The following is a 14925-nucleotide window of genomic DNA, read 5'->3' as shown; positions in this document are numbered from 1 at the left end:
TATTTACTCCTGTACAGCAGCGTGCGCAAAAAGGATTCGGAAGCAAGCGCCATTTTCATCGCCGGTATAGAACAGCCGGGCGCGGTTGGCTTCGGACAATTCTTTGGCAATGTACAAACCCAGGCCGGTTCCAGTGGCTTCGGTGGTGTAAAACGGCTCGAACAAATGCTTTAACTGGTCTTCGGGAATGCCCGGGCCAAAGTCCCTGATGTCCATGAACGGTTGCTCGGTATCTGACAGTTTACCCAATTGAATAGCGACTTTCCGTGAACCGGTTCTGAGTTCACTATAGCGTAGCCCATTGTCGACCAGGTTGATGACCACCTGCATCATGCGTTTGGGGTCGATTCGAACCCGGATGTCCGGGTCTCCTTTTATGTCGATGTTGTCCGACTTGAGGTGGCCCTGGCAATACTCGCTCAGGCAATCGTCCAGAAATTCGCGCAGGTAGATAGGCTCTAGCTGCAGATTCAGTTGTCGCGACATATCCAGGATGTTGTTGATGATGGTGTTAATGCGGTTGCTGTGATTGCGGACGATGCTAAGCAACCGCTGGTCGCCTTCATCGAGCGAGGGGTTCTCGGCGAGTAACTGGGAGGCATGGCTGATTGCGCCCAGTGGGTTGCGAATTTCATGTGCAATGGACGCCGTTAACCGGCCCAGCGAGGCGAGTTTCAAGTGCTGGGCTTGCTGCTGCACTCGTCCGGTGTCTTCAATGAAAATGATCAGATCGCATTTTGGGCTGTCTTGCAGCGGGGCAAAATTTAACTGTACCAGGGGGTGGTCTTTGTCCATTTGCAAGGGCTCAGTGCGTTCAGTCGGTTCTGCCTGCCAGCTTTCCATGCGTTTTTGCACGGGCTGCGGCAGCCAGAACGCCCGCTTTTCGGTCATGCCGAGCAGGTCTTTGGCGGCATCGTTCATCAGCCGAATGGCCCCTTCCCAGGTGGTTACAATGATGCCGGTGCGCATCCGCTGGACGATCAGTTCGTTCAGGTGGCGCAAGTCCAGAATGGTGTCGGCCTGAGCCCGGGCCAGTTGTTCGGTCGAGCGCACGCGTGACGTCAGGTATTGCAGCAATAGGGTAACGGCAAAGAAGGCAACCCCCAGCAGAGCCGCCTGAAGCAGGTTATCCTCACCCAGGGTATTAACCGACAGAATCTCGGTATAGACGGCGCCGGAGGCCGCCATGGCCGCCACCAACATGCTGTGCTGAAACCGCAATAACAGGCTGCCGATGGCCACACTGACGATCATCAGGTTGCCAAAGCCGGTGCCCACGCCACCTAGGTAGTGGAGAATCAGCGATTGCATCAGGATGTCTGTCAGCAATAGGACCACGGTCGGTATGCTGCCCATTTGTCCGCGCACCGTTACCACCAGACCGATGATGCAGATGACCACATAGGTCAGAGTGGCATACAGAAACGAATCTGCATTTAGCCGGGGCAGAGCCATCATGGTCTCTAATGGCATCAGCGCCAGCACGCTCAGGGCGCTGGCCAGCATCAGCCTGTAGATGCCGTAGTAAAACAGGATCTGCTGGCGGCGATAGCTTGGGTACTGGGGCGAGAAAATCATTGTCGGTTGCGTTTCCTGTCGCAAAGTACCTAATGGGCGGGCCCGTTTGAGTTGCTCAGTATAAACACCCTTCAGGCCGTGAAAACAACACACGGTGCTCCCGACTTGTTCTGCCCCGGTGAAAACCGGACAATAGCGGGCCTCAGTCATCGGTGGAGAAGGTAATGACGTTGCGTGTGGCCCTGGTTCAGGATCGGTTTCCGGTCGGCGACATTCCCGGCAATACTCAGAAAGTGCTGGAGCGGGCGCAGGCGGCTATAGACCAGGGTGCCGATCTGGTCGTGTTTCCGGAGCTGACGCTGGCGGGTTACCCACCGGAAGACCTGCTGCTGCGCCCGAGCCTTGGGTTGCGAATCAATGACGCACTGGACGAGATAAAGGCCGCTGCATTGCCGATCGGTATTGTGGTGGGCTACCCGGAGCGAGAGCAGGGTGCCTTGTATAACAAAGCCATGCTGATCGACCGGGGGGAGGTCATTGCCGACTACCGCAAGCAGCATTTGCCGAATTACCAGGTGTTCGACGAGAAGCGCTATTTCACCAAAGGCACTGAAACCTGTGTGTTCGATTACAAGGGCGCACGGCTGGCACTGACCATTTGCGAAGACATCTGGTACGACGGACCAGCCCGCCGGGCCGCCGAGGCCGGCGCGGAAATCAACATCAACATCAACGGTAGCCCCTATCACATTGGTCGTCTGCCCGAACGTCATGCTCAGGTTTCCCGGGTGTCGAAGGCCTTCAGCGCGATGACCCTCTATGTCAATCATCTTGGGGGTCAGGATGAACTGGTTTTTGACGGCGGGTCCTTCATTACCCAGAGCGATGGTGAGATTGCCGTGATGTTGCCGGAATTCGAACCGGCGCTGACCTGTGTCGACCTGCACCAAACCCAGAGCGGCTGGCAAGTGGCAGAACCCTCCAAGGTGCCCGTACTGGACAATGAAGAGGCGCTTTACGAGGCGCTGGTGATGGGCCTGGCCGATTACGTCAACCGCAATGGGTTTCCGGGGGTAGTGCTAGGGTTGTCTGGCGGCATAGACTCGGCACTGAGTGCCGCCATTGCTGTCGATGCACTTGGCAAAGACCGGGTACATGCGGTGATGATGCCTTACACCTACACCGCAGAAATGAGTTTGGAAGATGCCCGGGCCGAGGCTGACTTGCTGGGCATTCGTTACGACGTGTTACCCATCGGGTCGGCCTATGAGGCGGCGCTTCAGACGGTTAGCCCGCTGTTCGAGGGGCGTGATGTCGATACCACCGAGCAGAACATGCAATCGCGCATGCGGGGCCTGTTCCTGATGGCGCTGTCGAACAAACTGGGCGCCATGGTGCTGACCACGGGCAACAAGAGTGAGATGGCGGTAGGCTACGCCACCCTCTACGGTGATATGTGCGGCGGCTTCAATGCGCTAAAAGACGTGCCCAAGACCTGGGTGTACAAGCTTTCGAACTGGCGCAACGCTCGCAGCCGGGTGATACCGGAGCGGGTGATCACCCGGCCGCCCTCGGCTGAGCTGGCGCCAGACCAGAAAGACGAAGACAGCCTGCCACCCTATGACATTCTGGACGCCATCATCGAGCGCTACGTCGAACGGGATGAAAGCCTCGATACCATCGTGAACGCAGGCTTTGATGCAGCAGAAACCGAACGGGTCATTCGATTGATTGACCGCAACGAGTACAAACGCCAGCAGGCACCTGAGGGTGTGAGGGTCACCCGCCGAGGTTTCGGTACTGACCGGCGTTATCCGCTAACACATGGCTGGAAACCGGGCCGCTAGCGCACTGTTCATTAGCTAAAGAAGCCCAGTGTCAGAATCTTAAGCCACCAGCGGTCCTGCTGCAGGAAGGGGGATTCGTAGTCGCCACTGGCCAGGGTGGCATGCCCCGGGTAGTCGCGTTGCAGAGCCTCCAGCGCCAGCGCCCGATCTTCCGGCAGGCCGAGCTGGTTATAAGATTCAATCAACACCACCAGCGCATCACCCTGGGCACTGACGCCCGGGTAATGCTGGCGTACGACCTGAGCCCGTTCGGCGGCAGCTACCCAGGCATCACGACGCATGTAGTAGTCGGCGACAATCAGTTCATGACGGGCCAGGGCGTCTTTCAGAATAATCATCGTATCGGTGGCGTCTTCACGATACTCGCTGGTCGGGAAGCGCTGCAGAAACTGCCCAAGCGCTTCAAACGCACTTTCACCCTGAGCTTGAGAACGCAGGGCGAGGTCACCACGGCCCGTGATACCCGCGTTCTGTTCGTACAACTTGTAGTAGCTCATGCCCCTGAGGTACCAGGCGTAGTCGACATTCGGGTGGTCCGGGTTCAACCGTGTGAAGCGATCGGCATCGAGCAGGGCCTGGGCGTGGTCGTTGCTCATGTAGCGGGCATACATCAAATCCAGTTGCAGCTGTTTTGCATAGCGGCCAAATGGAAAGCGGCTCTCCAGTTGCTCCAGGGTATCGATTGCGAGCGTGTAGTTGCGGTTCTCCAAATGCCCCGATGCCTGCTCATAGAGCGCCTGCTCGGATTCCTGATTGTTGGTTTGGAACAGGCTGCAGCCTCCCAGTGTCAGGGAAAGCAGGAGAATCGATACCAGTGCTGGCCAATTGAATGTTGCAGAATGACGGTGAAACATGCGTTGGGTCCGGCCCTTGAAGTACAATAGGCGGCTATTGTAACCACAGGCACCCAAGGGCTCCAATGACCGATTCCCCCCAGACGCTGGAAGACAGCAAAACAGTACCGCTCGAAATGGGCCAGAAGCGGCTCGATCAGGTCGCGGCAAGCCTGTTCAGCGAGTATTCCCGCTCGCGGATTCAGCAATGGATCAAGGAAGGTCAAGTCCTGGTAAATGGCCAGGTACGAAAACCCCGGGACAAACTGATTGGCGGTGAAACCCTTAGCCTGAAGGCCGTTCTGATCGATGAAGAGCGTTGGGAAGCTGAACCCGTAGAGTTGAATGTTGTCTATGAAGACGAAGACCTTATCGTCATCAACAAGCCTGCCGGCCTGGTCGTGCACCCTGGGGCCGGTACGCCGGGCGGTACCCTGCTGAACGGCCTGCTGTATCGCTATCCGGAACTCAAGTCGGTACCTCGTGCGGGCATTGTGCACCGCATCGATAAAGACACCACCGGCCTGATGGTGGTCGCCCGGAATCTGGCCGCGCACACCAGCCTGGTGAACCAACTGCAGGACCGCACCATGGGCCGGGAGTACGAGGCGCTGGTCACCGGCACCATGACGGGCGGCGGTCGTGTGAATGAGCCGATAGGCCGACATGCCACGGCTCGCACCAAGATGGCGGTGACGCCTACCGGTAAAGAAGCCACCACGCATTACCGGGTCACCGATCGCTTTCGCAACCACACTTTCATTCGATGCAAGCTGGAAACCGGCCGCACACACCAGATTCGGGTGCACATGGCACACATCGGCTATCCTTTAGTGGGTGATCCGGTGTATGCCGGTCGCAAACGCCTCCCCAAGGGCGTAACACGAGCGGTATCGGAAGCCTTGCGTCAGTTTGAACGCCAGGCACTGCATGCCGCACAACTTGAATTAATTCACCCTCGTACCGGCGAGCGCATGGCCTGGCAAGCCGACACACCCGATGACATGCTCGATTTGCTGGCGCTGCTTGAGGCGGATCACGAAGGTGAGGTGGATGAAGACGAATTATGACCATGGAAAGGCCCTTGTGGCCGGTGCCCAATGCAGTGCAACTGGGCTGGACGACTCGCCAGGGCGGGCACAGCGAGGGCCCTTTCAGCAGCAATAACCAGGCGCATCATGTCGGCGACTCAACCGCCGCTGTGGAAGCGAACCGGGCCGATCTGTTAGCGGAAATGGCTGGTTGTGAGCATATCTGCTGGCTGTCTCAGGTGCATGGTACCCGGGTAGTCGAGGCAGAAACGGCTACAGAAGGCACTGAGGCCGATGCTGCCACAGTATCCCAGCCCGGTATTGCCGCCGCCGTGATGACAGCCGACTGTTTACCCGTGTTTTTCTGGCAGGATGACGGTGCCCGGGTGGCTATTGCCCATGCTGGCTGGCGGGGGTTGTCGGCGGGAGTTCTCAGCGAAACATTGCAGCAATTTAAGGATCCGACCCGGGTGCGCTGTGGGCTCGGCCCTGCCATTGGCCCGGAGGCTTTCGAAGTCGGCATGGATGTGGTTGAAGCCTTTTCCGACTGGCCGGGCGCGCAACGCTGTTTCAAACCGGCTGGTTCGCCGGGTAAATGGCTGGCTGATTTGTCGCAACTGGCTGAATTTTGGCTCCAGGAAGCAGGGGTCCCCGCCGTCTACCGCACCCAGGCCTGCACCTTTAACGATGCCGAGCATTACTATTCCTACCGGCGTGATGGCACCACGGGGCGTATGGTCAACGTGATATGGCGCAGCACTCCATCTACCTGAGCCCAAAATTTTAACAAAAACTGATCCGGGTCAACTGTTCAAATTTCAAGCGCTTGTTATTAAGCGCTTAGCCCCTATTTTCCTACTAACTTGAACAGATTATTGAGGGTACCTCATGCGTATCGACCGCCTGACCAGCAAATTGCAGGTCGCACTCTCCGATGCTCAGTCCGTTGCGCTGGGCAGAGACCATAACTTCATTGAACCGGCGCACTTGCTGGTGGCATTGCTCGACCAGAAAGGCTCGGCCATAGCCCCCCTGTTGCGTAACGCCGGGGCTGATGTAGCCCAGTTAAAAGCCGGGCTCGCCAGTTACCTGGACGGCCTACCGCAAATTCAGAATCACGATGGCGAAGTCCATATGTCCAACGACCTGGGCCGGGTCATGAACTTTGCCGACAAGCTGGCTCAGAAGCGGCAGGACCAATACATCGCCAGTGAGCTGGTGATATTGGCGATGACGCAGGATCGTAGCCGCATTGCCTCGGTTCTGCGCGACGCGGGTGTGACCGCCGAGAAACTTGAAGCCGCCATCGACCAGGTGCGCGGTGGCGAGTCGGTTAATACCCAGGAAGCCGAAGAAAGCCGCCAGGCACTGGAGAAATACACCGTCGACCTGACCTCTCAGGCCGAAGCCGGAAAGCTGGACCCAGTGATCGGACGCGACGACGAAATACGCCGCACCATTCAGGTTCTGCAGCGCCGGCGCAAAAACAACCCGGTGTTGATCGGTGAGCCAGGTGTGGGTAAAACCGCCATCGTCGAAGGGCTGGCGCAGCGCATCGTCAACGGCGAAGTGCCGGAAACACTGAAAGACAAGCGCGTGCTGTCACTGGACCTTGGCTCATTACTGGCCGGTGCCAAATACCGCGGTGAATTCGAAGAACGGTTGAAAGCGGTATTGAACGAACTGTCGAAGCAGGAAGGTCAGATCATTCTGTTTATCGATGAGCTGCACACCATGGTCGGCGCGGGTAAGAGCGAAGGCGCCATGGATGCCGGCAATATGCTGAAGCCGGCGCTGGCCCGGGGTGAACTGCACTGCGTGGGTGCCACAACGCTGAACGAATACCGCCAGTACATTGAAAAAGACGGTGCACTGGAGCGGCGCTTCCAGAAAGTACAGGTCAACGAGCCCAATGAAGAAGACAGCATTGCCATTCTTCGCGGCTTGAAAGAACGGTATGAGGTTCACCACGGCGTCACCATTACCGACTCGGCAATCATTGCGGCTACGCGCCTGTCTCAGCGGTACATCACCGACCGACAATTGCCTGATAAGGCCATCGACCTGATCGACGAAGCGGCCAGCCGCATTCGCATGGAAATCGACTCCAAGCCGGAAAGCATGGACAAGATGGAGCGTCGGTTGATTCAGTTGAAGATCGAAGCGGAAGCGCTGAAAAAAGACGACGACAAGCTGACGCGTAAAACCCTGAACCAGCTGGAGCAGACCATTGAACAACTGGAGCGTGAATACGCGGATCTGGAAGAAATCTGGAACACCGAAAAAGCGGCCGTGCAGGGCACTCAGCATGTTAAAGAACAACTGGAGCAGACCCGCATCGAGCTGGAAACGGCTCGCCGCAGCGGTGACCTGGCGCGCATGTCCGAATTGCAGTACGGCCGAATTCCGGAGCTGGAAAAGCAGCTCGATATGGCCAGCCAGGCCGAAATGATGGACATGCAGTTGCTGCACAACAAAGTCACCGACGAGACCATCGCCAACGTGATATCCCGCTGGACCGGTATTCCGGTCGACAAGATGCTGGAAGGCGAGCGCGAGAAACTGCTGCATATGGAAGACAACCTGCACAGCCGGGTAGTTGGCCAGCAGGAAGCGCTGGTAGCTGTGTCCAACGCCATTCGCCGTTCTCGCTCCGGCTTGTCGGATCCAAACCGGCCGAATGGGTCTTTCCTGTTCCTCGGCCCCACCGGTGTGGGTAAAACCGAGTTGTGTAAGGCGCTGGCCGAGTTCCTGTTCGACACCGAAGAGGCGATGGTCCGTATCGACATGTCGGAGTTTATGGAGAAACATTCCGTTGCCCGCCTGATCGGGGCGCCTCCGGGGTATGTGGGCTACGAAGAAGGCGGTTACCTGACTGAAGCTGTGCGTCGCCGGCCTTACTCGGTGATCTTGCTCGATGAAGTGGAAAAAGCCCACGGCGATGTCTTCAACATCCTGTTGCAAGTGCTGGACGACGGTCGTCTGACCGATGGTCAGGGCCGCACGGTGGATTTCCGCAACACCGTCATTGTGATGACCTCGAACTTGGGCAGCGACATCATTCAAACGCTGGCGGGTGAAGAGAATTACGAGGCCATGAAGTCATCGGTGATGGACGTGGTCGGTCAGCATTTCCGGCCAGAGTTCATTAACCGGGTCGATGAGGTGGTGGTGTTCCACCCGCTGCAGCGCAACCAGATGCGCGGCATTGCCGACATTCAACTGGCGGCATTGCGGGCACGCCTGACCGAGCAGGGCATGAAGTTGCACTTGACCGAGGAAGCCATGGACAAGATCTGTGCTGCGGGATATGACCCGGTGTACGGCGCTCGCCCGCTCAAACGGGTGATTCAGCGGGAGCTGGAAAACAGTCTGGCGCAATCCCTGTTGCGCGGTGATTTTGGCAGTGGCGATGCCATTGCGGCAGAAGTGCGCGATGGTGAGATCGTGTTTTCTGTGGGGCACTGAGTGTGAGCAATGAATACACTCAAGAGTCAGAGTTCCCAATGAACTGAGTGTCAGGTGCCGGGTAACCCTATCTGGGGAAGTCTAGGCCCATGGATGGGTTAGTGCCGGCCCCAGAAAGGGTTACCCGGTGCCTGACACGGACCCCTGGCATCAAGGCTAAACCAAACTCGGAGGTTTGAATTATTCAGTAGCCCCCGGGTTCAGCGCATCTATCGCCATCTCAGCCATGATCCAGTCCTGAAAGGCTTTCATCGCCGGGGTCAGTGGCCGGTTTTTGCGGTACACCAGGTAAAAGGATTTGGACAGTTCCAGCGGAATATCCAGCGGGGCGACAAGCTCGCCGGACTGGATTTCCTCGCTGATCAAACTGATGTCCGACAGGGCGACGCCCAGGCCTCTCGCTGCGGCCTGGGCTGTTAAAAGACCACTGGAGAGAAACATGCCCTTGCGGGTTTCCCGGTACTCGGTGCCGGCCGCTTCGAACCAGGCGCGCCATTCATCGGGGCGTTTGCTGACGTGTAGCAGGGTGTGGCGGGTGATGTCTTCAGGTACGTGAATGGGCTTGTTGTTCAATAAGCTGGGCGTACAGACAGGAATTAACGCCGAGCGCTTCAGGAAACTGCATTCAACATTGTCCCACTGGCCGTCGCCAAAATAGACCGCCATGTCGGTATCGCTGTGCGCGAAATCGATCAGGCCGGTTGAGGCCGACAGTTCCAGTTCAATGTTGGGGTGGGTGTCGTAAAACCGGCTGATGCGGGGTAGCAGCCAACGGTGCAAAAAGGCGGGGGCAACCGAGAGATTGAGTTCACCCGTGCCATGGGCCGAGACCAGGCGCTGGGTAGCGCGTTCAATGTCTGACAGGGCTTTTTGAACGGTGCGCAGATAGTCTTTTCCCGCTGAGGTCAGCTCTATGCGCCGGGTCTGGCGAATAAACAGCTCTACCTCCAGAAATTCCTCCAGTGATTTGATCTGATGACTGACCGCAGAGGGCGTCACGAACAGTTCCTGACTGGCCTTTTGAAAGCTGCCCAGGCGCGCGGCCGATTCAAAACTTTTCAGGCTGTTGAGCGGGGGTAGGCGTTTAATGGTGATACTCCAGTTAGAACAGTCGCCACAAACGAAGGGCAGCGTTTGCTGATCAGGCTTTACAAAGCCATCTTTACATAATCAATAGTCGGAATTCGGGCTCACTGCAAGTTGAACGCTGGGTCTCAGGCCGCCCTGAGCTGATATTCAGTGCTGGCAGCGCTTGCACAGGCCGTGTATTTCAAGCGGTGTGGACCCAATGCGAAAACCACTGGCGTCGGCACTGTGTTGCAACTCGCTCATCAGGTCGGAGCCCAGGCCAATTTCTACAACATGGTGGCACTGATCGCAGATGAGCAATTGCGGTACCCGGTGCGCATGGTCGCAGGCAATGTGCGCACAAGCCATGAACTGGTTGGTGGTGGCCAGGCGATGGGCGAGGCCCGCATCGACCAGGAAATTCAGCATCCGGTAGACCGACATGGCGGCCGGGCTTTCGCCATAGGTGCGATCATGATCGCTGATCAGGTCGTAGGCCGATTTGGGGCCATCGGCGGCCAGTAGCAGCTCGAGGATGCGGCTGCGCTTGGGCGTCAGCCGTTCACCGCGCTGCTGGCAGTGCTGGCTGGCTTTTTCGAGAATGGCCTGGGTTGAAGGCATGGTAACGGGTCACGGTGTTTACATCGGATAGATAGTGTACCCCGTCACCGGGCCGATGAGAAACCGCCTTGCGTCGCACTCAGGCGGCGTTTACCAGTTGCTGCAACCGGGTACCAATCTGGTCTTTGGCCTGCTCGTCGAGCATGCCAACCCTGAGCCTCCGATACAGTACATCCTCGGCCTTGCAGGCGCCTTCATAGCGCATCGCCCAAGCCAGTTCCGCGTCAATGTAAGGCGCATCACTCACGAGCCGCTCGGGGGAGCCTTCTGCCAACACCAGGTGAGCCCGGTCGCCATAGGCTTGCCACAAGTAGTCGGCGATGTCTTCCGGCAGGTCTTTTAACGCGGCTTCGGCGGCGGTTTTGTCGCCATTGGCGCCTGGCAGACGCAGTTCCTGAGTTTGACAGGCCCTGGCGGTCAGGCCTTTGGTTTTAACCACGATGTCCATGCAGTCTTCGGCCATGCGACGCCAGGTGGTCCATTTGCCGCCGGTCAGGCTGAACAGGCCGTTGTCTTGCAGAACCACGTGATCGCGGGTCAGCCCCGAGGTGGAGCTTTCGTCCGGGTCGGAGACCAAAGGCCGCAAACCCGAGAAAGTGGCGCTGATGTCACTGTGGCTGACGGGCTCGTCGAGCCATTCGTTGATGTGCTTGATGATGTAGTCGACTTCAGACTGGCTCGCTTCGGGCCGGTCGCTGAGTTCGGCCGGATCGTCGGTGGTGCCAACCAGTGTTTTACCCAGCCAGGGCAGCATGAACAATACCCGGCCATCGTCAGTCTCAGGAATCAGAATACCGCGGCCTTCGGGCAGCAGGGTCTTGTTCAGCACCACGTGAATGCCGCTGGAGACGGTCATCAGCGGTTTGGCGTCCGGGTCGGCCTGCAGGCGCAGCGTGTCTGTCCAGGGGCCAGTGCAGTTGACCACCGCTTTGGCGCGGATGGTCAGTGACCGCTTGCCCAGCAGGTCGGTGCAACGTGCACCAGCGACGGTGCCGTCGTCGTGCTTGAGCAGTTCGTTTACTTCGACGTGGTTGGCAACAGCACCGCCCTGTTCAACAGCTGAACGCACCATGGCGATGCCAAACCGCGCATCGTCGAACTGACCGTCCATGTAACTGACGCCTCCTTTAAGGGGCTTGATGTCGAGGCTGGGGCAGGCTCGTTTCATCTCGGCGGTGCTTTCAATGCGTGATTTCCCCAGGCGCTGTGAGCCAGACAACACGTCGTACAAACCCAGGCCGAACCGGTAGTAGGGCAGGCCAATCAGGCTTTTAACCGGGGTAATGAGCGTCAGTGGCCAGGCCAGGTGCGGTGCCATCGACAGCATGCGTTTGCGTTCGGCCAGTGCCTCTCGCACCAGCTGATACTTGCCGTAATCGAGCCCTTTGAATGCTTGTTCCAGATAACGAACCCCACCGTGGATCAGCTTGGTGGAGCGACTGGAGGTACCCGCCATAAAATCCTGGCGGTCCACCAGTGCGGCCGTCAACCCGCGGCTGAGCGCATCCAGCAAAACCCCGGCACCACTGGCGCCACCGCCAATCACCAGTACATCCACTTCCGCCTCGCTCAGACGGTCCAGATGATCGTCCCGGTTCCAGGGTTGAACGTTGGCGGCTTGGTTGGTTGCAGCAGGGTTGGGCACAGACATGGTCGCTCCACGAAAGAGGGTGATCGATGAGCGTTAGTCTAAATTTGTTTTCGAAAATGTCAAAATAATTTTCGTTAATGTTCGTTTTGGCAAATGGGCGCGTCAGCACCCATCACCAAGAATTAATCCGATCACGTGCTACGGTGTACTCAGAACCTCTTTCAGGTACTGACCCGTGAAAGACCGTTTGCGCTTTGTCAGGGTCGCCGGCGTGCCCTGTGCAATAACCCGCCCGCCATGCTGTCCACCCTCAGGTCCCATATCGATGGTCCAGTCCGCTTCGGCAATCACATCCAGGTTGTGTTCGATCACCAGCACCGAGTTGCCGGCATCGACCAGCCGGTGCAGCACCCGCAGCAATTTGTCCACGTCAGCCATATGCAGCCCCACAGTGGGCTCATCGAGCACATAAAGGTTGTGCAGGGAACGGCGGCCTTTGTTGTCTTCCGGGGTCATGTTGGCCTTGGCCAGTTCGGCGACCAGCTTGATGCGCTGGGCTTCGCCACCGCTCAGGGTTGGGCTTTGCTGGCCGAGGGTCAGGTAGCCGAGTCCGACATCCTGGAGCAGGCTCAGTGCGTGATGGACTTTGCTGATGGGCGCGAAGAAGTCGACGGCTTCGTCGATGTTCATCGCCAGTACGTCACCGATGTGTTTGCCCTTGTAGGTGACGCTGAGGGTTTCATCGTTGAAGCGCCAGCCATGGCAGACGTCGCAGGGTACGCGTACGTCGGGCAGGAAGTTCATTTCGATTTTCTGTTCGCCCTGGCCGCCGCAGGCATCGCAGCGGCCGTCGCCCGCATTGAATGAGAAACGGGCCGGGGTGTAGCCGCGCAAGCGGGCATCGACGGTGCCGGCAAAGAGTTTGCGAATGCTGTCCCAAATGCCGATGTAGGTGGCCGGGCAGGAACGGGGTGTTTTGCCGATAGGGGTCTGGTCGACCTCCAGAATGCGGTCGATGCTTTCCCAACCTGTTATCTTATCCGCGCCCTGCCAGCGGAGCTTGGCTTTGCTTTTTTTAGTCTGGTTGGCGATGGCCTGCTTCAGATTGGGGTAGAGCACACCGCGTATCAGGGTGCTTTTTCCGCTGCCGCTAACGCCGGTGACCGCGACCAGTTGACGCAATGGAACGCTGACATCAATGTCGCGCAGGTTGTTCTGTTTGGCGCCATGGATGTGCAGGCTTTCCGGTTCCCAAAGTTGACGCATGCTGGCGTTGCGCAAATCCGGCATGGGGTGGCGCAAGGGTTGTGAGAGCATCTGACCGGTGAGTGACCGTTTGTTGCTCATGATTTGTTTCAGCGTGCCGTGGGCGACGACTTCGCCGCCGTTCACGCCGGCGCGAGGCCCCATGTCTATCAAGTGGTCAGCTTCGCGAATGGTGTCTTCATCGTGTTCGACCACGACCACGGTGTTGCCCTGTTGCTGCAGTTCACGCAGCGTTTCAATGAGTTTGCGGTTATCCCGGGTGTGCAGACCGATGGTGGGTTCATCCAGAACATAGCAAACGCCCTGCAGGCTTGAGCCCAACTGCGCGGCCAGACGAATGCGCTGGGCTTCGCCGCCGCTTAAGGTCGGCGCAGCGCGGTCCAGGCTCAGGTAGTTCAACCCAACTTTTTGCAGGAACTGCAAACGGCTGTGCATTTCCGTGAGCAGATCGCGGGCAATGGCCTGTTCTTTAGTATTGAGCGTCAGTTTGTCGAACCATTGCTCTGCAGCATCTACCGGCAAGGCGGCCAGGTCGGCTATTGAGCGGTCGCGAAAGCGCACAGCCAGGGCGGTGGGGTTCAGGCGTTGGCCCTCGCAACTGGAGCAGGCTTTTTCGGTAAGGGCGTCGTCTTCTGGTTGCCAGGTATTTTCTTCGCCGCTTTGCTCTTCGTCGAAGCCTTTTATCAGGCTGCCGGTGCCAAAACAGGTGGTGCACCAGCCGTGCTTGGAGTTGTAGGAGAACAGGCGCGGGTCCAGTTCATCAAAGCCGGTGCCGCAGCTGGGACAGGCGCGCTGGGTGGAGAACAGGCGATCATTCTTTTTGCTGGCCCTGCTGGCTTTGTTCGGAGCAATGATCACCAGTCCGTTGCCAAGGCTCAGAGCCTGCTCAAGCCCTTCCGTCAGGGCGCGTTCGTTTTTGGGTGTTACGGTGATCTCTAGCAGTGGCAGTTCAATATCGTGTTCTTTGTATCGGTCCAGTTGTGGCCAGTTGTCCGTTGGTTGGTAGGTTCCATCTACTCGCAACTGGGTATAGCCGCGCCCAGCCGCCCATTCCGCCAGCTCCCGGTAAATGCCTTTGCGCGCAACCACCATGGGTGCGAGCAAGGTAACGGCCTGGTCGCGAAAGTCTTTCTGGATGCGGGCCAGAATGGCGGTTGGGGTTTGCGGTTCGATGGGAACATCGCAATCCGGGCAATGCTGGGTGCCGAGCTTCACATAGAGCAGGCGCAGGTAGTGGTAGATTTCAGTCAGGGTGCCCAGCGTGCTTTTACGCCCGCCGCGGCTGGTGCGTTGCTCGATGGCCACAGCCGGTGGAATCCCATAAATGGCGTCCACGTCCGGGCGTGATGCCGGTTGCACAAACTGGCGCGCATAAGCATTCAGGGATTCCAGATAGCGGCGCTGGCCTTCGCCAAAGATCAGGTCGAACGCCAGGGTGCTTTTGCCGCTGCCACTGACGCCGGAGATCACGGTCAGCTTATCGCGTGGCAGAGTCACGTCGATGTTTTTCAGGTTGTGTTCCCGGGCATGGTGAACGCGGATGGTGTTGTCAGCCGACTGTTTCACTCGAGCTGAATAGGTGGCGGCGATTTCCGCAACGCCCTTGTCACCTTGAGCCAGAGACAATTCATAGTCCTGCAACGCCAGGGCGGTGTAGCCGGTGTTGCTGGTCATCACCTGGG

General features: G+C 58.1%; 10 protein-coding genes. 4 read left to right on the top strand and 6 right to left on the bottom strand.

Annotated elements, in window-relative coordinates; all coding sequences use genetic code 11:
* Positions 1-3: 3 nt before the first annotated feature.
* On the bottom strand, positions 4-1578 hold the full coding sequence (locus EP166_RS09455) for a two-component system sensor histidine kinase NtrB (RefSeq protein ID WP_164743888.1): 1575 nt from the start codon (positions 1576-1578) through the stop codon (positions 4-6).
* 164 nt (positions 1579-1742) lie between these two features.
* Between EP166_RS09455 and EP166_RS09450 the strand changes: the two genes are divergently transcribed.
* A complete protein-coding gene (locus EP166_RS09450; protein WP_127556569.1) occupies positions 1743-3365 on the top strand; it encodes an NAD+ synthase in 1623 nt (540 codons plus the stop codon).
* A gap of 11 nt (positions 3366-3376) precedes the next feature.
* Here the strand turns inward: EP166_RS09450 and EP166_RS09445 are convergent, their stop codons facing one another.
* Positions 3377-4219: an outer membrane protein assembly factor BamD gene (locus EP166_RS09445; protein WP_127556568.1), complete on the bottom strand. Its 843-nt coding sequence runs from the start codon at positions 4217-4219 to the stop codon at positions 3377-3379.
* Positions 4220-4284: 65 nt separating this feature from the next.
* Here EP166_RS09445 and rluD point away from each other — a divergent pair, with 65 nt between their 5' ends.
* The 3 genes from rluD to clpB all read left to right on the top strand — a co-directional run bounded on the left by rluD (position 4285) and on the right by clpB (position 8697).
* Positions 4285-5268 carry a 23S rRNA pseudouridine(1911/1915/1917) synthase RluD gene (rluD, locus tag EP166_RS09440; RefSeq protein WP_127556567.1) on the top strand — a complete coding sequence of 328 codons (984 nt, stop codon included), beginning with the start codon at positions 4285-4287 and terminating at the stop codon, positions 5266-5268.
* Positions 5265-6002, top strand: coding sequence for a peptidoglycan editing factor PgeF (pgeF, locus tag EP166_RS09435; protein ID WP_127556566.1), 738 nt, complete (start codon positions 5265-5267; stop codon positions 6000-6002). The genes rluD and pgeF overlap by 4 nt, the downstream gene beginning before the upstream one ends.
* Before the next feature lie 115 nt (positions 6003-6117).
* A complete protein-coding gene (gene clpB / locus EP166_RS09430) occupies positions 6118-8697 on the top strand; it encodes an ATP-dependent chaperone ClpB (protein ID WP_127556565.1) in 2580 nt (859 codons plus the stop codon).
* A 180-nt stretch (positions 8698-8877) separates the two neighbouring features.
* Here the strand turns inward: clpB and gcvA are convergent, their stop codons facing one another.
* The 4 genes from gcvA to uvrA form a co-directional block, all read right to left on the bottom strand.
* On the bottom strand, positions 8878-9786 hold the full coding sequence (gene gcvA, locus EP166_RS09425) for a transcriptional regulator GcvA (RefSeq protein ID WP_127556564.1): 909 nt from the start codon (positions 9784-9786) through the stop codon (positions 8878-8880).
* 147 nt (positions 9787-9933) lie between these two features.
* Positions 9934-10386: a Fur family transcriptional regulator gene (locus EP166_RS09420; protein ID WP_127556563.1), complete on the bottom strand. Its 453-nt coding sequence runs from the start codon at positions 10384-10386 to the stop codon at positions 9934-9936.
* 79 nt (positions 10387-10465) lie between these two features.
* Positions 10466-12037 (bottom strand): glycerol-3-phosphate dehydrogenase/oxidase, encoded by a 1572-nt coding sequence (locus EP166_RS09415; RefSeq protein ID WP_127556562.1) that lies wholly within the window; start codon positions 12035-12037, stop codon positions 10466-10468.
* A 138-nt stretch (positions 12038-12175) separates the two neighbouring features.
* Positions 12176-14917: an excinuclease ABC subunit UvrA gene (gene uvrA / locus EP166_RS21730; RefSeq protein WP_425470040.1), complete on the bottom strand. Its 2742-nt coding sequence runs from the start codon at positions 14915-14917 to the stop codon at positions 12176-12178.
* Between the last annotated feature and the right edge of the window lie 8 nt (positions 14918-14925).

Origin of the sequence: Saccharospirillum alexandrii, from assembly GCF_004000275.1 — a bacterium.
In the GTDB taxonomy this organism is placed as follows: Bacteria; Pseudomonadota; Gammaproteobacteria; order Pseudomonadales; family Natronospirillaceae; genus Saccharospirillum; species Saccharospirillum alexandrii.
This window is presented reverse-complemented; position numbering and strand designations above follow the sequence as displayed.

Bases quoted from the DNA above. Each gene is read 5' to 3' on its own strand.
- EP166_RS09455 (WP_164743888.1), bottom strand. From the start codon at position 1,578: ATGATTTTCTCGCCCCAGTACCCAAGCTATCGCCGCCAGCAGATCCTG.
- EP166_RS09450 (WP_127556569.1), top strand. From the start codon at position 1,743: ATGACGTTGCGTGTGGCCCTGGTTCAGGATCGGTTTCCGGTCGGCGAC.
- EP166_RS09445 (WP_127556568.1), bottom strand. From the start codon at position 4,219: ATGTTTCACCGTCATTCTGCAACATTCAATTGGCCAGCACTGGTATCG.
- rluD (WP_127556567.1), top strand. From the start codon at position 4,285: ATGACCGATTCCCCCCAGACGCTGGAAGACAGCAAAACAGTACCGCTC.
- pgeF (WP_127556566.1), top strand. From the start codon at position 5,265: ATGACCATGGAAAGGCCCTTGTGGCCGGTGCCCAATGCAGTGCAACTG.
- clpB (WP_127556565.1), top strand. From the start codon at position 6,118: ATGCGTATCGACCGCCTGACCAGCAAATTGCAGGTCGCACTCTCCGAT.
- EP166_RS09420 (WP_127556563.1), bottom strand. From the start codon at position 10,386: ATGCCTTCAACCCAGGCCATTCTCGAAAAAGCCAGCCAGCACTGCCAG.
- EP166_RS09415 (WP_127556562.1), bottom strand. From the start codon at position 12,037: ATGTCTGTGCCCAACCCTGCTGCAACCAACCAAGCCGCCAACGTTCAA.
- uvrA (WP_425470040.1), bottom strand. From the start codon at position 14,917: ATGACCAGCAACACCGGCTACACCGCCCTGGCGTTGCAGGACTATGAA.